This window comes from Dehalogenimonas sp. 4OHTPN, from assembly GCF_040448695.1.
In the GTDB taxonomy this organism is placed as follows: Bacteria; Chloroflexota; Dehalococcoidia; order Dehalococcoidales; family Dehalococcoidaceae; genus Dehalogenimonas.
On sequence record NZ_CP159307.1, the window covers coordinates 932,784 to 948,261 of the forward strand.

The window sequence follows — 15,478 nt, forward strand, 5'->3', positions numbered from 1 at the left end:
TGATACTACTAATCAGAAACGGAGTTGACCACATTGGCCAAAAAGAAGCATAAGTCGCATTCCCACCCGACTCACACTCTGTCGGTAAAAGCACAATCTAAATTGGCCGCTCAAAAGAAGCGCCAGAAAATAACCCGGTGGATCGGCTTCGGCATTATCGGCGCAGTGGCGGCTCTCCTGGTGGTGGGCGGCGTCACCCAGTGGCTGCTTCCAGTCTACCTGCCACTCCAGAAGACAGTGCTGACAGTAAACGGCACCAAATTCAATGCTCAATATGTAGCCCGCATGGTCAATTATTATACCGGCGGAGATCCGACCTACTCATACCTTTTTATCGACCCGGTGATCGATCAGATAACCCAGAACGAACTGATGAAGCAGAGAGCCGCCGAACTCGGCATCACCGTTAGCGATGACGAAGTCGCCGAAACCATTAAAGAGTCCGGCATCAAGAGCAATCCAACCACCCGCGATATCGTTTACAGTTCGCTGCTGGCGGAAAAGCTGACCGAGCAAAAATTCAAGGTAGAGATCGGCGCCGCCGGTCCGCAGCGCCAGGTCCTGGCGATGCTTCTTGAGAGCGCGGCTCAAGCCGAGGCGGTTAGGGCCCGGCTTCAGGCCGGCGAAAGCTTTGCCGACATCGCCGCTGAGCTTTCCCTGGACACCACCACGCTCACCAACAAGGGCGACATGGGCTTCCACCCGGAGGGCATCCTGGACGGCCTGCTGTCCGCCGACGGGTTGGAGGCGGCGGTCTTTGCCGCGGCCCAGGGTGATATCGGCTTTTTCTACGACGAAAACAAATCGAAGCAGTTGGGCTACTGGGTGCTCAAGGTAACCGAGAAAAAGACGGAGAACGAGGTCACTACCGCAAAGGTATCCGGTATATTGGTTCCAACCATCGAGAAGGCCGAAGAGATCCGGGCCAGGCTGACAGCCGGCGAGGACTTTGCCGCTGTGGCGAAGGAAGCGTCCCAGGACGCTACCACCAAGGACGCCGGCGGCGACCTCGGCACCCTGACCCAGGGTACCTCCACCGGGCCGGTCGCAGACTTCGTATTTTCCGAGGCCGCGGTCGTCGACCGGATTTCTGTCCCGGTACAGACCAAGGTTTCCAGCACCACCGGCGCCTACTGGCTGTATCAGGTCAAGGCGGTTGAATCCAGCCGCACTTTTACCGAAGACGACCTGGATACACTGGTCAACGCCGCTTTCTCAGAATGGCTGACGGCCATTAAAAACGACCCGGCTAACGAAATTGATACCGTGGAACTGACCGACGAACAACGCGACCTTATAGCCGAGCAGTCACTGGCATAACCGGACCGCGGGGCTGATCACGATTACCCGCCCCGGGCAGACGCCTCGGGCGGGTAATTATTATATAATAGGGCAGTTGACCAACCGGAACGTCTAGAACAAGGAACAACGATGAGAAAAACCAGCATCGGAATCGGACTTATCGGTATCGGGGTTATCGGGGGCGCCGTAGCCCGGGTGCTGCGCGACCGGGCGGACCGGCTGTCAGCCCAGGTCGGCGTGCCTGTTGAGCTGAGGCGGGTGAAAATCGCCGACATCGACCTGACCCGGCCTATCATCGCCGAATTCCCGCGGGAGCTGTTCACCACCGACGAGGCCGACTTCTGGGCCACGCCGGGCATAGACATCGTCGTCGAAGCTATCGGCGGCGAGTTTCCCGCATTTGAATATCTGGAAAAAGCCCTCCGGAGCGGTAAACACGTCGTCTCCTCCAACAAAGAGGTCATCGCCAAGCACGCCGCTGAACTACTGGACCTGGCGCGGAGGAACAACGTCGGCCTGCGCTTCGAAGCCGCGGTCGGCGGCGGCATCCCGCTGTTGCAGCCGTTCCAATACGATCTCTCGGCTAATGAAATTAAAGGCATCTACGCCATTATCAACGGCACCACCAATTACATCCTGACACGGATGGCCCGCGAGGGTATCGAATTTTCCGAGGCGCTGAAACAAGCCCAGTCCCTGGGCTACGCCGAGCGTAATCCGGCAAACGACATCGAGGGGTTCGATTCGGTCTATAAGCTGTCCATCATGTCCATGCTGGCTTTCCAGACCGAGGTGAAGCCGGACGACATATACCGCGAAGGCATCACCAAGCTCGAAGCACGCGACTTTAAATACGCCGAAGAACTGGGCTTTGTCATCAAGCTATTGGCTATCGCCAAGGAGTCGGAAGGGGAGATTGAACTTCGGGTGCACCCGGTGTTCCTGCCCCGGGACTACTTCCTGGCCAAGGTCGACGGCGTCTTCAACGCCGTGCTGACAACCGGGGATCTGGTGGGCGATGTCATCTTCTCCGGCCAGGGCGCAGGCCCGGCGCCGACCTCATCAGCAGTAGTCGCCGACGTACTGGCTTCAGCCCAGGAGGCGGCCTCAGGCGTGGGCAACCGCATGAGGTGGCGGCTTGACGGGGGCAAGCGGCTACGGCCGATGGCGGACATTAACACCCGCTACTACTTCCGGCTGAACGTGGCTGACAAACCAGGCGTGCTGGCCCATATTGCCGGCATCTTCGGCGACAACAATATAAGCATTTCCTCGGTCATCCAGAAAGAAGTTGACGAAACCACCGAATCGGCCGAGGTGGTCATCATGACTCATCCAGCCAGGGAATCGGCTGTCCGCCAGGCCGTGGAAGCACTCGACCGTCTGGATACTATCAAGGCGGTCAACAATTTCATTCGCGTAGGTATATAACTCAATCCGAAATCCGAATCTTAAATCCGAAACAAATTAGAACACAAAAGGATAGGATGAACATGGCGAAACCGGGCGTGCTGGCGCATTACGGGAAATTCCTGCCGGTGACGGACAAGACGCCGCTCATCACCCTGGGCGAAGGCGACACGCCCCTTGTCCGGGCGCCTCGGCTGGAGAAGGAATTCGGCGCCGGCGAGTTGCACTTCAAGCTGGAAGCCTGCAACCCGACCGGCTCTTTCAAGGACCGCGGCATGGTGATGGCCGTGGCCAAAGCTCTGGAAAACAGTTTCAAGGCGGTCGCCTGCGCCTCCACCGGCAATACTTCGGCTTCCGCGACAGCCTACGCCGCCGCGGCGGGCATTGAGAGCATCATTGTCATTCCCAAGGGCAAAATCGCCCTTGGGAAACTGGCGCAGGCCATCGTCTACGGCGCTAAAATTGTCATGGTTGACGGCAATTTCGACGACGCCCTCCGCATGGTGCGCGAACTCTGCGACAAGCAGCCGGTGGCCCTGGTAAACTCGGTCAACCCCAACCGAATCGAAGGGCAGAAGACAGCGGCTTTCGAGATCTGCGACAGCCTCGGCCGTGCTCCGGATCTGCTGTTCCTGCCGGTGGGCAACGCCGGTAACATCACCGCTTACTGGAAAGGGTTCAAGGAGTACCGCGACCACGGCATCACCGCCGCGGCGCCTAAAATGATGGGGTTTCAAGCGGCCGGCGCCGCGCCTATCGTTCTCGGCCACCCGGTAGACAAACCGGAAACCATCGCCACCGCCATCCGTATCGGCAACCCGGCTTCCTGGAAACAGGCTGAAGCAGCCCGCGACGAATCCGGCGGCGTCATCGACATGGTCACTGATGAAGAAATCCTCGAGGCCTACCACATCATGGCTGAAAAAAGCGGAATCTTCGGCGAACCAGCCTCCGCGGCGTCTTTAGCCGGCCTGATCAAGTTGAAGCGCCAGGGTACTGATTTCGGCGGGAAGAAGGTGGTTTGCGTAGTCACCGGCAGCGGCCTCAAGGATGCCGATACCGCTATCAAGGGCTTCTCAGGCAAATTTATCGAAGTGGCGGCGGAACTGGCGGCTATAGAAAAGGCGCTCGGGTATTAGCCACGGGTCACGGGTTTTGGATTGAGGCGGCGGTGGTATAATGAACCCTGGACAACGAACTAAAGATTGCTTCATCTTTTTCCTTGGAATGAGTCCCGGCAGCGACGGGATAGATACGAGGTCGGCAGGATGAAACAGGTATCAGAAAGCGTCGGCGCCTATTACCAGCACTATCCGCGCATCGCCGCGGTGGTATCGGCCTACAATGACGGCAAGGCTGATGCCATGACCTGTACCTGGCACACGCCGCTGTCTTCCAAACCGCCGCTGTTCGGCGTGCTGCTGACGCCGCGGCGTTTCACCTATCAACTCATCGTTGACAGCAAGGAGTTCGCGGTCAATTTTCTGCCCGCGGAATCGGCCCGGCTGCTGGCGGCCGTGGGCGGCAGCAAAGGAGCCATGGTGGACAAGTTCGCCACCTATAACATCGCCCGCGACATCCCGCTGAAAACCAACGCCCCGGTGCTGGCGGACGCTTACGCCGCCTACGAGTGCAAACTGGTGGAAGACAGGCCGTACGGCGACCACCAGCTGCTGGTGGGGGAGGTGGTGGCGACCCACTGGCTGGAAGAAGCCTTTTCCGAAGGCGGGTCGCTGGATTTAAAGGCAGCGATCCCGGCGTTTTACCTGGGCAACGATTCGTATATCACCAGGCTGAAGCCGGCGGTGGAGAAGATAGACCGCGGCAGATAGCTGCCGGCCAAAGTAATCATTCTTCGGTTAATAAAAATACTTACGGGAGATTTGCTCCATCTCGGCCGCGGCCGGGGTCAGGGAGCGACGGTGTTTATGATGATCGATGAAGAAGCCATAAAGACGGCGGTCGAGAGCATATTAAAAGCCATTGGCGACGACCCTTCGCGCGAGGGACTGGCGGGCACGCCGCGGCGGGTGGCCCAGATGTACTCCGAGATTTTCGGAGGCATGCCGCAGAATCCGGTTGACGAGCTGCAGGTCGGCTACGAACTGGGCCACCGCGAAATGGTCATTCTGCGCGACATACCGTTCTATTCCATGTGCGAGCATCACCTGCTGCCGTTCTCAGGCGTGGCACATATCGGCTACGTGCCGGGCGAGGACGGCCGGGTCGTCGGCATCTCCAAACTGGCGAGGGTGGTTGACATTATCGCCCGGCGGCCGCAGATCCAGGAGCGTATGGCCACCGAAATTGCCGACGCTATCATGGAAGGTCTTAAACCTGACGGCGTGGGCGTGGTTATCTCCGCGGAGCATATGTGCATGACCATGCGCGGCATCAAGAAGCCGGGGGCCAGGGTGGTCACCAGCGCGCTGCGCGGCATCTTTGCCAAGCGCCCGGCGACACGGGCGGAGTTCATGGCACTGATTCAGGATTAACGTTTCCATCAATCGCAAAGGTATCGAGTACAGATGCAGGACAGGCGTCCAGGCGCCTGAGCATTACAAAGTTCCCATTACCCAATCCGGAGGACCGATTTGCGTAAATTTATTGTGGTGATAACCGTCATCGTATTAGCGGCGGCGTTCGCCGGGTGTTCGGACGAACCGCTGATCACCGTACCGGGGCAAGTCATCAAGGAAATCTCAGCCGCCGAAGCTTACGCCATGGTTCAGCAAAACGCCGGCAAGGCGGATTTCATCATTTTGGACGTAAGAACGCCAGCGGAATTTGCCGCCGGGCATCTGGCCGGGGCTATTCTAATCGATTTCAATGCCGGAAGTTTCCGCACCGAGGTCGAAAACCTGGATAAGAGCAAACGCTACCTGGTTTACTGCCGAACGTCCAACCGCTCAGGGCAGGCGGTGGCGGTGATGAAGGAACTGGGCTTTAAAGAGGTATACGATATGGACGGTGGTATCGTGGCTTGGGAAGCGGCGGGCTATCCCACGGTGCAATAACGCGCGTAATTAACTTGACTCTCTCCTGTCGACCCACGGGATAGGAGATGCGTCAGGTCACCGGCACCACTTCGAATTCGGTTTGAAGCGGTGTTTTCTTTTCCATGTCCCAATCGAAGAGGAGGATGACGGAGCCCGGGCCGCAGTGGTTGAGCAGGCGTTTGCCGCCGACGACTACGACCGAGGCGGCATCCTCGAAATTTAGGGCGTGTTCGGTGCCGGTGCGGTTGCAGACCCAGACCGGCAGACCTGTCTCGAGGCTGCGTTTCTCCCAGCAACTCTCCGGCGGGCAAGGCGTCTCGCCCCAGTTGGCGGGCGAGATAATCAGTTCGGCACCTTTTTCGGCCAGTTCTCGGGCGATATGCGGCGGCCAGGAATCGGCGCAGATCATGACGCCTAGTTTGAATTGGGGCAGGACGATAATGTCGGTGGTTTCGCCCTTGCGGGCCCAGGACTCGGTGGTATGGGACTCGTGGATGTTGACTTTGCGATATCTGCCGGCTGTTTTGCCAGCACCGGTCAGGGCGAATACGGTATTATGAAGGTGCCCGGTGGCCTGGTCACGCTCAGCGGTCGAGAGCAGCAGGGTCACTCCCAGATCATAGGCGACAGCGGACATATGGTCTATCCAGGCTTTGGACTGCTCGCCGATCCAAGCGGTGCCGATGTAGTCTTCGAAATGATAGCCGCTTTCGGCCAGTTCGGGGGTGACGATAAAATCGGCTCCCAATGCGGCGGCCAGGCGTACTGACCGCTCAATGAGGGCGCGGTTGGCCTCAAGTTTTCCGGGGCGGGGGTCAAGGTGCAGCAGGGCGACTCTAGTAAAAGGCATATTTTTTTTCACTCGGATTCGATTAAGGGCAGTAAAGAAAGGGCGGGTCAAAGACCCGCCCGGTCAGATGAGCGTATTTTATTCTGGCTTGGCTAACTGATAACCGGCGCCGATGCGGGTGAGCAGCAATTTGGGGTCGGAGGGGTTTTCCTCGATTTTTTCCCGCAGGTGGCGGACATAAACCTTTAGGCTCTCGGCGGCGCCGGGGTATTCCTCGCCCCATAAAGCTTTCACCAGGACGGCGTGACTCACCGGGTGACCGACATGACGCATCAATTGCCCGAGGACGATGCCCTCAGTACGGGTGAGGTTGATGCGCCGGTCTTTAAGTTTAAGGTCGCGGATGGAAGGCCCCAGCGTCATAGAGCCTACGGTCAGCGGCAACTCCTCGGCCGATGTTTCCTGGCGGCGCATGACCGCCTTGACCCTGGCCAGCAGTTCCATCTGCCGGAAGGGTTTGATGATGTACTCATCGGCGCCGAGTTCAAGACCGCGGACGATATCGGTTTCGTCTCCCCGGGCGGTCAGTACGATGACCGGAACGTGACTGAAACGCCTGATGTCCTTGAGTACATTGAATCCGCTGGTGTCCGGCAAACCCAGATCAAGAATGACCAGGTCCGGGTTGTTTTTGTCCACCAGTTCCACGCCCTCCTGGCCGGAGTTAGCGGCCAAAAAGGTGGCCTGAGGCCAGCGGATCTTGAATGTCAGCGTTACCGCTTCGACGATTTCAGCGTCATCCTCAATCAATACCACGGTCAACTCGGGTTTATTCACCATTTCTACTCCATTTCAGCCGTCAGCGGCAGGGTAAAATAGAATGTCGTGCCGCAGTCTTTTTCGCTTTCAAACCAGATATCCCCACCCTGCAGCGTGACCAACATTCTACATAACGCCAAACCGATGCCCATACCGTCATTGGGATCGGCATCATCGACGATACGGTAATAAGGCTTGAAAATATGAGCCTGTTCCAGCAGGGTCATGCCGCGGCCCGTATCGGCAACACTTAACCGCAGCATTTTACCACTAACCGCCGCGCCGATGGTAATCTGCCCGCCGCGCGGCGTGAACTTGCCGGCATTGTTGAGCAGGTTAAGCAGGATTTGCCGCAGCCGGTCCTCATCAGCCATAACCAGAGAGATGTCATCGTCAATCTCCAGTTCTAGAGACTGATTTTTACGGTCGAATTGGGGCGATACCTGGGCGGCCAGGTCCAGGAGCAGCGGCGTGACATCCAGGGGCTGGGCATGGACCTTCAAGACGCCCATCTCGCCGCGGGCGAAGTCCAGGAGGTCGTTGATGCGGCGCTCCAGGTTCATGGCGCCGCGGTAAATGTTTCCCGCCAGCCGCAGTTCATCCTCACCCTCGAGTATTTCAAGCAGCGCTTCGCCGGAAGCGATCAGGGGTGTCAGCGGTGTCTTGAGTTCATGCACCAGCGAACGGGTGAAATCCACCCTTTTACTGATTTCAGTCTCAAGTGCCTGGCGCAACGATTTTTCCCGGTTATAGGCCTCCGTCAGAGTCGTAGCCTCGGCTTTACGGGCGGAAATATCCCTGGCAATCGAAAGCATGAAACGTTTGCCGTTAATTGAGAAGGTACTATAACTGATCTCAACCGGCTCATTTCGGCCTGAACTTGTCTGAAAAGTAGATTCCAACACACCGGTCTGGCCGTCTTCAGGTTCATTGATGATGGCGGCCAATTCAACGGGCGGCTCCGGGAAGATGTCGGAGAAGGTCAGTCCCGGTATCGCTTCCACATGATAACCCAGCCGCCGGGCGGCCAGGGTGTTGGCTTCGGCAAGCACCGGGGAGCTGCCGGAACGGAATTCCCAGAGGAGCATCGCGTCGGCGGCGTTCTGGAAGATCAGGCGGAAATCGTGTTCATCTTTTTGATACCTGCAGCTTCCGACGGCGCCGCCGGAACCGACGGTTGGGGCCCTGTCTTCGGCTGCAGTCATATTGTCATTCATGCCTGTTATCAGTAACATTATACAGCCGTTGGAATACTAATGTCAGCAAAGGACAACTGAATTGGTTACACCGGGAAACCGGCAAGATGAACCGCGCGATGAACAGATGATGGCCTGCCGCTGCGGTGAATGCGACTCCGGGCGGCGGCGCGGCTGCAACAGCAGCCGTTTGAGAGAGCTGGTCGGGGCTTTATTCGATGAGGCATTTCCCGGGCTTTATTGCCGACGGCCGCACCACCCAACCGATGCTGCAGGCTCGGAGCCTGAAGAGTGCCTCTGCGCTGATTGCAGTCTTAATGCCGGCGATGCTGTTTTTTATTGCCGCCGGGAATTGACTTAGCCGAGCTTTTTGTAGAATATGACCAGGTCATCGCCGCGGTCGTAAAAGTCGGGGATACGGGCTATCTCGGTATACCCGCAGCTGGCGTGGAAACGCCTTGTCCGGGCGTATTGCGGTGTGGAAGATGTTTCAAGCGTGATCTGCCAGCCGCCGCGCTGTTTAACGGCTGTCTCGCAACGGCGCATCAATTCCCGCCCAATGCCGCGGCCCTGGGTTTCCGGGTCCACGGCCGCCCAGTAGATTTCCCAGTTACCGCGGGAAAGCGGGGTACTGCCGTAGGTCGCATAGCCGACGGGACGGCCATCCACTTCGGCGACGACGGTATAGTAACCTGAACCTGCCGGGTTCGAGACTGAGCCTTCAAGCACTTCGTTGGCCACCGGCAGCTCATCAGGGGCGAATTCCGAAATCCGGCGGAGCATGGACTCAAGGGCCGGCAGGTCACCCGGGACGATGTCCCTGTAAACGATCATCTTGCCTCCAGAGCGAAACCGATGATTTTTTCAATCATGCTCTGATAGCCTGTCCCCGCAGCGCCGGCCTGGCGTGCCGTTCCGGCGTCGGGGGACAGGTCCGGGTTGGCGTTGACCTCAATGACCACCGGACGGCCCGAGGCATCGAGCCGCATATCCACCCGGGCATAACCGCGGCAACCGGCAGCGGAGCTTGCTGCCAGGGCGGTTTTTTGGAGTGCGGCCGCCAGTACAGGGTCAATATCCGCGGGACACTGGACGTTTGTATTTTGAAAATACGCACTCCGGGGTTCCCATTTAGCGGCGAATGTGAGGATCCGGGGCAAGCCTTTGGGCAGCGTATATACAATTTCCGAAATTGGTAAGACATCCCGGCTGGAGGCACCGAAAACCGTGGCGTTGAATTCACGGCCCGGGAGGAACTCCTCAACCAGAGCCGGCAAACCATCGTATTTTTCCACCATCGATTTCACTTCGGTTATTAAAGCTGGAAGATCAAACACCACACTGGTTTCCGATAAGCCATGCGAAGCGTCATCGGAACGGGGTTTGACGATGCAGGGAAAATCCAGCCTGAAATCCGAGAAGTCCTTGCCATCGCATAATTGCTGGATAGGCGTTGGAACCCCGGCCCTGCGCAGAACAGCGGCGGCAGCCGATTTATCGAGCGTCAACGCCAGGGCGGCTGACGGCGAACCGGTGAACGGTATCCCTGAAGCTTCAAGGTAGGCGGCGACGGCCGCTTCCGTCTCCGGCATGCCGGCGAACCCTTCGAACAAATTGAAAATGACATCAGCTTGAATCGATGCCAGTATTTGTTCGGCCCGCTTGACCGGGGGCGGCAAGGGGTATTTACTCCAGTCGTGCTCGAGGCTGGTTAGCGCCTGGGCGATTGCGGCTACGGCGTCCATAACGCCGGTCTCAGCTTTAGATTCGCCGCGGGCGTCATAAAGCGACGGCACCGGCGCATTAAAGATCAAGGCAACCCGCAACGGTCCGGAACGGTTCATCGGAGCCCGGGATACCGGCTGATGGCGGCGGCAAGGATGGACCTGATCATCATCGGGTGGCTCCACCCCATCGCGGTCGCGATGATGAAAAGGTCGCTGTCGAGCGATAAGCCCGGGAGAGGATTGACTTCCAAGAAATGCGGCGTGCCGTCAGCGGCGATGCGGAAATCCATGCGGGTGAAGTCACGGCAGCCGAGGGTGCGGAAAACGGCCAGCGCCTGGGATTTGATGCGGTCGATCACTTCCGCCGGCAGCCTGGCCGGGTATTCGTAATCAACGAGGTTCCGGTAGTCACGCTTGACTTCCAGGGAATAGATGAAAGGGCCGTCTTTGCGCCGGGGTAAAATCCGCATCGGCATCACCAGTGGCGGTGAGGCGGAGGCAATATTGCCGATGATGCCACAGGTCACCTCGTCGCCGTCAATGAACTCTTCGGCGATGACCGGAGAACCGTAGTTCTTGAATAACGCCTCTGCATGGTCGGCGACCTCGGCCGGATCAGCGGCCAGCGAAGTCAGGCGGATACCTTTGCTGGAACCCTCGAAGGCTGGCTTGACGAAAGCCGGGAAGCGGAATCCGTGCCAGTCCGCCGACCGGGCTTGACCCGGGGCATCGAAAAAGCGCCAGGCGGGGGTGGTCACGCCGGCAGCCTGAACGATTTGCTTGGTCAACGGCTTGTCGAGGGCGATTGAAAGCGTCTGCGGATCGGCGCCGGTGTAGGGAATACCGAGCATCTCCAGCACCGACGGAACCTGCGCTTCACGCGAACGATAGGCGCCTCTTCCTTCAGCGATGTTGAAGACGAAGTCTATCGGTTCCCGGAGGACGCTTAACAGGAATTGCTTGCCGCCGCCGAGCAACACCGGAGAATGACCCGACGCCTCAATGGCCGCTGAAATGAGACTCACCGTTTCGGCGGAATCATATTCTTCAAGGGCGTCGGCAGGGGCATCCGGGTCGGCGGCGATGGATTGTTTAAGGTCGTACGCCAGCCCTATCTTCATTCTTTACCTCAGTGACGGTCCAGCCAAGCGGAAGCTGCGGCGGCGCCGTAATTCCAACCTTCGGTCTTCGGGGTACCGGCGCGGGTTTGGGATTAGGAAAATGACTGATATGCCCTTCATAGTTACGAACCACCAGCTCATGGTCGGAACGGGTGAGGACATAGTTCGGCGTCAGCGGTATCTTGCCGCGGCCGTCCGGCAGGTCGATGACATAATTGGGGATGGCCAGGCCGGAAGTGTGGCCGCGCATGCCTTCGATGATGCGCAGGCCGACTTCCACCGGCGTCCAGAAGTATTCCGTGCCCTGGACCTGGTCGCACTGGAAAAGGTAGTAGGGGCGCACCTTGGCCTTGAGGAGTCCGTGGCACAGCTTCAACTGGGTATCGACGGTATCGTTGACGCCGCGCAGGAGGACGCTCTGGTTATTGACCTGGACGCCGGCGCGGAGAAGCCGGTCGCAGGCTCCAGCGGCCTCGGGCGTAATCTCGTTCGGGTGGTTGAAATGGGTGTTGAGCCAGATAGGGCCGTACTTGGACAGCATGGCGCAAAGCTCTCCATCTATACGCTGGGGCAATACCACCGGGAAGCGGGTGCCGATGCGGATGATCTCGACATGCGGGATCTGCCGCAAAGCCGAGAGTACTTTCTCAAGCTGCGGCGTGGATAGGGTCAGCGGGTCGCCGCCGGAGATGATGACATCGCGCACCTGGGGGGTCCGGCGGATATAGTCCAGCATCCGTTCGATCTCGGCCGGGGTATGAATCCAGCCGCCGTGTTGCCATTCACGCTTGCGGGTGCAGTGGCGGCAGAGCATGGCGCAGATATCGGTTAACACCATGAGCACCCGGTCCGGGTAGCGGTGCACCAGGCCGGGCACCACAGAGTCACGCTCCTCAGCCAGCGGGTCTTCATGACCGGCGCCGGAGGCCATCTCCAGACTAGAGGGCACGGCCTGGAGGCGAACTGGGTCACATGGGTCGTCCAGGTCCATGAGCGACAGGTAATAAGGGGTGACAGCCAGCGGAAAACGCGCCGATACGAGTTTGAGGCGGGTACGTTCTTTGACGGAAAGAGGAATAAACCGGGAAAGGTCTTCTATGGCGGTGATGCGGTTCCGGAAATGCCAGCGCCAGTCGTTCCACTGGGCGTCGCTGACATCGGGGTAAAACTTGCGGCGGAAAAGAGAAGGGTTAAGGGGAGGTTCGTCAGCTTCGGACGAGCACGAGGGGGGTTCAGCCTTGTCTTCGGCAATCAGAGATTCTTCGGTCACCTTTTTTCTCCTCGGGTATTTGAATAGCATTAATTGTAGCAAACCTGCAAACGGCGTCAATATTTCCCTAGCTTTGGGCCAGCTTTAGAATGAAAATATTTTTAAGGCGGCCAGGGCGGGTATGGCTCCGGCGGCCGTTTGACCTCGAAAGGTTGACCGACGGCGGCAGGCGAGGCCGGGGCGGCAGCCGATTGAAATGCCGGCTTAAGCTCGATTAGCCGCAACTCGGCCGGCACCAGCCTCGGCGGGAGCGGAAAAGGCTGGGAAGGAGACAGTGAAAGCTTGAAATCGGCGGCTTTGGTACCGTCAACGCGCGGCATGAGCAGCGCCGTGGCTAGAGCCCGTGCCAGTCCGGACAGCAGGAATAGCGTCAGGAAGCCGTGGCCGAAAAATTCCGGCATCCGCGGGGCGATGAGGCCGCCCAACAGCGCGCCGGTACAGATAGCCAGGCCGGAAACAGCGTTGTAGATAGCGATAGCCCGGGTCCGGCGCTCCGGCGCCGAGGCTTCGAAAAGGAAATTCGGCGCGGCCAGGTTAAAGCCGCTCCAAGAGAACCCGGAGAAGACCTGGATAACCAGCAGGTAAGGCAGCGACTGACCGCCCAGCCATAAGATGGGGTTCAGGGGTACCATCCAGGCGGTCAAGCGCACAATTTTAATATGACCGATCCGGTCGGCCAGGCGGCCCCAGAAGCCCATGAACAGGAAATTGGCCACTGCCGCGGCGGCGGTGACGACAACAAAGGTCCAGTAGCTGAAGCCCAGCTCCCGAAGCATGTAGACAGCGAAGAACGGTCCGGCCAGGTGGGTGGACAGCATCATTGCGGCAACAAACAGGCTGAAGCGGCCGGCCCGCGTGCCGGAGATGTTTTTAATCTCGCGCAGCGGCCGCCACGGCTCGGTACAGCGGCGGGGCGGCGGTTCCTGCATCCGGGAAAGGAAGAATGCCGAAGCCAGACGGAAGCAGACAGCCCCACCGAAGAGCAGACCGAAGCCGAACATCGCCTGGTGGGAGGACAACTGGAGGGCCGCGCCGCCCAGGATGAAACAGGCTAGGAGGGTCATGCCGCCGATTTTGTTGCGCCAGCCGAAGTAACGCCCGCGCAGGCCGGCGGGTACCAGGTCGGCCATCATGCCGCCCCAGGCCGGATTGCCCAGCGCCCCCAGCACGCTGCCCAGGGTGAACAGGCCGATAAGCCACCACACCGCGGCGCCCTGGAAGAACTGGGGCATCAGGAAGAGCGGCAGCCACAACGCCGCCTGGGCCAGAGCCAGCGGCACCAAGAGGCTCTTGCGGCTGCGCAGCCGTTCGGAGATGAAGGGGGCGCCCAACTGCGACAGCGCCAGCGCCAGATTGGGCAGACTGGAGAGCAGGCCGATCTGGGCGGTGGAGGCCTTCAGCGCCAGGGCGAAGGGCGCCATGAAGTCCTGAGTCAGCCCCAGCATGGCGTTGTAGGCGGCGCCGTCGAGCACCGAATAGCGCAGGCTTTTATTTACGGCGGGGTCGGGCGAATACTGTTTCATATTAGGACAGGAGGTATAACGTCAGGCTGCCTAAAAGGAGAGCCGCCGGTGTGACCAGGAGTCCCAGCTTGAAAAATGCTCCGGCGCTAATGTACAGACCGCGGCGGCGCAGCAGTACCAGCCACAGCATCGAAGAAAGAGAGCCCACGACGGCGATGTTGGGACCAAGAGCGCCGCCGAGGATTGCCTGGTATGGCAGGCCGGGGTTCTGAGCTACGGCCTCGGGGGCGCCGGAAAGGGTGGTTACTGAAATCATCATCGCCGGCCAGTTGTTTATGACATTTGAGGCGGCGGCGGTGGAAATTGAGGTGGCCAGACCGGCCGCCAGTCCGCCGCTGCCCAAGAGTCCGTCGAAAAGACCAGCCAGCGCCGCGGTGGCGCCGCCGATTTCTAGCCCCTTGACCAGCACTGCCAGAGCGGCGACGAAGGGTAGAATTGACCACGAAATGGAATGTGCCAGCTCCCGCCATTTCAGGATGTGCTTAATCGAACCGATTGCCAGCAGGGTTCCAGCCCCGGTCAGGACCGGCAGCGACAACGGCCAGCCGTTTAAGGAGAAAACGATGTACCCGGCGATAATGCCGCCCAGTACCATGATGACAGCCCGCAGCATCGGACGTCCGGCCGTAGAAGGGGAGGGGACGGCAAACGTCCGGCCGGTCTCGCGGCGGAAGATTAAAAGGAACACAGCGGCGGTTACGCCGGTGACCACCAGTCCCGGCAGCAGAAGGTGGGCCAGGTAGTCGCCGAGCCGCAGGTCGAAGGCGTCGACGGCCAGCAGGTTTACCGGGTTGGCCACCGGCAGCAGGAAAGAGGCGGCGTTGGCGACGAAGGCGCAGGCGAAGACATAAGGCAAAGGGTCCAGGTTGAGGCGCCGGGTTAAAAGGAAGACTACCGGCGTCAGCATCAGCGCCGTGGCGTCATTGGACAGCAGGCTGGTAATAATCACGCCGACACCGAAGACGATGAGTAAGAGATTACGGCCGTTCCCACCAGACCAGACGGCCGCTTTTTCGGTGACGGCTTCCACCAGGCCGGCGGCTTCGGCGACCGCGGCTACTACCATCAGGCCGAGGAAGAATCCCAGGACGTTCAAGCTGCTGGGGACGGCAACTGCGGCGTCACCGAGATTTATTATACCCAGAACGACCATGGCTGCGGCGCCGAGGCAGGCGATGAAAGCCTCCGAGCAGCGGAAGGGCCGGAAGATGATTCCGGCAATGGTGAGGCCGAAGACGGCCAGGCTGGGGAGCATAAATAATCGGCGTCGGGAATGAAAAGGCGGCCCCGGGGGCGTCTTCTCAATAGCGGACTGGCTATG

At 59.3% G+C, this 15,478-nt stretch carries 16 protein-coding genes; 7 read left to right on the forward strand and 9 right to left on the reverse strand.

The genetic code is table 11. From position 1 onward, the window contains the following. Positions 1–33 precede the first annotated feature (33 nt). From ABV300_RS04900 to ABV300_RS04925, 6 genes are all read left to right on the forward strand, one after another. On the forward strand, positions 34–1,320 hold the full coding sequence (locus ABV300_RS04900; protein ID WP_353713792.1) for a peptidylprolyl isomerase: 1,287 nt from the start codon (positions 34–36) through the stop codon (positions 1,318–1,320). A 111-nt stretch (positions 1,321–1,431) separates the two neighbouring features. Next, positions 1,432–2,733 carry a homoserine dehydrogenase gene (locus tag ABV300_RS04905; protein ID WP_353713793.1) on the forward strand — a complete coding sequence of 434 codons (1,302 nt, stop codon included), beginning with the start codon at positions 1,432–1,434 and terminating at the stop codon, positions 2,731–2,733. Positions 2,734–2,795: 62 nt separating this feature from the next. Beyond that, the gene (gene thrC / locus ABV300_RS04910; RefSeq protein ID WP_353713794.1) at positions 2,796–3,851 is read left to right on the forward strand and encodes a threonine synthase; all 1,056 of its coding nucleotides are present in this window, start codon (positions 2,796–2,798) and stop codon (positions 3,849–3,851) included. A 129-nt stretch (positions 3,852–3,980) separates the two neighbouring features. After that, complete coding sequence (locus tag ABV300_RS04915) at positions 3,981–4,544, forward strand: flavin reductase family protein (protein ID WP_353713795.1); 564 nt, start codon at positions 3,981–3,983, stop codon at positions 4,542–4,544. 99 nt (positions 4,545–4,643) lie between these two features. Beyond that, positions 4,644–5,207 carry a GTP cyclohydrolase I FolE gene (gene folE / locus ABV300_RS04920; RefSeq protein WP_353715357.1) on the forward strand — a complete coding sequence of 188 codons (564 nt, stop codon included), beginning with the start codon at positions 4,644–4,646 and terminating at the stop codon, positions 5,205–5,207. A gap of 99 nt (positions 5,208–5,306) precedes the next feature. Further along, complete coding sequence (locus ABV300_RS04925) at positions 5,307–5,729, forward strand: rhodanese-like domain-containing protein (RefSeq protein WP_353713796.1); 423 nt, start codon at positions 5,307–5,309, stop codon at positions 5,727–5,729. A gap of 52 nt (positions 5,730–5,781) precedes the next feature. Here the strand turns inward: ABV300_RS04925 and ABV300_RS04930 are convergent, their stop codons facing one another. The 3 genes from ABV300_RS04930 to ABV300_RS04940 all read right to left on the reverse strand — a co-directional run bounded on the left by ABV300_RS04930 (position 5,782) and on the right by ABV300_RS04940 (position 8,525). After that, entirely contained in the window at positions 5,782–6,561 is a 780-nt protein-coding gene (locus ABV300_RS04930) for a carbon-nitrogen hydrolase family protein (RefSeq protein WP_353713797.1), read from the reverse strand. A 78-nt stretch (positions 6,562–6,639) separates the two neighbouring features. Beyond that, positions 6,640–7,341, reverse strand: coding sequence for a response regulator transcription factor (locus ABV300_RS04935; RefSeq protein WP_353713798.1), 702 nt, complete (start codon positions 7,339–7,341; stop codon positions 6,640–6,642). Between the two features lie 2 nt (positions 7,342–7,343). Then, complete coding sequence (locus ABV300_RS04940) at positions 7,344–8,525, reverse strand: ATP-binding protein (RefSeq protein WP_353713799.1); 1,182 nt, start codon at positions 8,523–8,525, stop codon at positions 7,344–7,346. Positions 8,526–8,598: 73 nt separating this feature from the next. Here ABV300_RS04940 and ABV300_RS04945 point away from each other — a divergent pair, with 73 nt between their 5' ends. Next, complete coding sequence (locus tag ABV300_RS04945) at positions 8,599–8,877, forward strand: hypothetical protein (protein ID WP_353713800.1); 279 nt, start codon at positions 8,599–8,601, stop codon at positions 8,875–8,877. Here ABV300_RS04945 and ABV300_RS04950 read toward each other — a convergent pair. The 6 genes from ABV300_RS04950 to ABV300_RS04975 all read right to left on the reverse strand — a co-directional run bounded on the left by ABV300_RS04950 (position 8,874) and on the right by ABV300_RS04975 (position 15,412). Continuing rightward, positions 8,874–9,350: a GNAT family N-acetyltransferase gene (locus tag ABV300_RS04950; RefSeq protein WP_353713801.1), complete on the reverse strand. Its 477-nt coding sequence runs from the start codon at positions 9,348–9,350 to the stop codon at positions 8,874–8,876. The genes ABV300_RS04945 and ABV300_RS04950 overlap by 4 nt on opposite strands. Next, positions 9,347–10,360 (reverse strand): hypothetical protein, encoded by a 1,014-nt coding sequence (locus ABV300_RS04955; RefSeq protein WP_353713802.1) that lies wholly within the window; start codon positions 10,358–10,360, stop codon positions 9,347–9,349. The genes ABV300_RS04950 and ABV300_RS04955 overlap by 4 nt, the downstream gene beginning before the upstream one ends. After that, positions 10,357–11,364 (reverse strand): D-alanine--D-alanine ligase, encoded by a 1,008-nt coding sequence (locus ABV300_RS04960; protein ID WP_353713803.1) that lies wholly within the window; start codon positions 11,362–11,364, stop codon positions 10,357–10,359. Before ABV300_RS04960 ends, ABV300_RS04955 begins: the two co-directional genes overlap by 4 nt. Next, positions 11,336–12,634, reverse strand: a complete 1,299-nt coding sequence (locus ABV300_RS04965) for a KamA family radical SAM protein (protein WP_353713804.1) — start codon at positions 12,632–12,634, stop codon at positions 11,336–11,338. The genes ABV300_RS04960 and ABV300_RS04965 overlap by 29 nt, the downstream gene beginning before the upstream one ends. Before the next feature lie 101 nt (positions 12,635–12,735). Beyond that, a complete protein-coding gene (locus tag ABV300_RS04970; protein WP_353713805.1) occupies positions 12,736–14,157 on the reverse strand; it encodes an MFS transporter in 1,422 nt (473 codons plus the stop codon). A 1-nt stretch (position 14,158) separates the two neighbouring features. Further along, the gene (locus ABV300_RS04975) at positions 14,159–15,412 is read right to left on the reverse strand and encodes an SLC13 family permease (RefSeq protein ID WP_353713806.1); all 1,254 of its coding nucleotides are present in this window, start codon (positions 15,410–15,412) and stop codon (positions 14,159–14,161) included. Positions 15,413–15,478 lie beyond the last annotated feature (66 nt).

Coding starts and splice junctions, on each gene's coding strand:
- ABV300_RS04905 (WP_353713793.1), top strand. CDS start 1,432: ATGAGAAAAACCAGCATCGGAATCGGACTTATCGGTATCGGGGTTATC.
- thrC (WP_353713794.1), top strand. CDS start 2,796: ATGGCGAAACCGGGCGTGCTGGCGCATTACGGGAAATTCCTGCCGGTG.
- ABV300_RS04915 (WP_353713795.1), top strand. CDS start 3,981: ATGAAACAGGTATCAGAAAGCGTCGGCGCCTATTACCAGCACTATCCG.
- folE (WP_353715357.1), top strand. CDS start 4,644: ATGATCGATGAAGAAGCCATAAAGACGGCGGTCGAGAGCATATTAAAA.
- ABV300_RS04930 (WP_353713797.1), bottom strand. CDS start 6,561: ATGCCTTTTACTAGAGTCGCCCTGCTGCACCTTGACCCCCGCCCCGGA.
- ABV300_RS04935 (WP_353713798.1), bottom strand. CDS start 7,341: ATGGTGAATAAACCCGAGTTGACCGTGGTATTGATTGAGGATGACGCT.
- ABV300_RS04940 (WP_353713799.1), bottom strand. CDS start 8,525: ATGACTGCAGCCGAAGACAGGGCCCCAACCGTCGGTTCCGGCGGCGCC.
- ABV300_RS04950 (WP_353713801.1), bottom strand. CDS start 9,350: ATGATCGTTTACAGGGACATCGTCCCGGGTGACCTGCCGGCCCTTGAG.
- ABV300_RS04955 (WP_353713802.1), bottom strand. CDS start 10,360: ATGAACCGTTCCGGACCGTTGCGGGTTGCCTTGATCTTTAATGCGCCG.
- ABV300_RS04960 (WP_353713803.1), bottom strand. CDS start 11,364: ATGAAGATAGGGCTGGCGTACGACCTTAAACAATCCATCGCCGCCGAC.
- ABV300_RS04970 (WP_353713805.1), bottom strand. CDS start 14,157: ATGAAACAGTATTCGCCCGACCCCGCCGTAAATAAAAGCCTGCGCTAT.
- ABV300_RS04975 (WP_353713806.1), bottom strand. CDS start 15,412: ATGCTCCCCAGCCTGGCCGTCTTCGGCCTCACCATTGCCGGAATCATC.